Here is a 215-nt window from a genome sequence, read left to right on the forward strand (position 1 = left end):
GCCTTCAGTTTCAACGCCTGGGATCAGACCAGCGGCACGGCCACCACAGGGGCGACCCGGGGGCTGGCGGATACCTCGACCACCGGCGGCAGCAGCGCGTTCTCCAGCAACAGCGCGCAGGCGTCACTGACGGTGAGCGACGTCAATGACGCGCCGACCTTATCCAGCGGCGCGTCGGTGACGCTGACCTCCACGAGCGAGAACGTCACCTCGTC

1 protein-coding gene is annotated in these 215 nt (G+C 67.9%); it reads left to right on the forward strand.

Features of this window, described 5'->3' with window-relative positions:
• The coding region (locus HEP82_RS19905) for a hypothetical protein (protein WP_192459622.1) at positions 1 to 215 on the forward strand (215 nt) is incomplete at both ends.

It is taken from the genome of Musicola keenii (genome assembly GCF_014855505.1).
GTDB lineage: Bacteria > Pseudomonadota > Gammaproteobacteria > Enterobacterales > Enterobacteriaceae > Musicola > Musicola paradisiaca.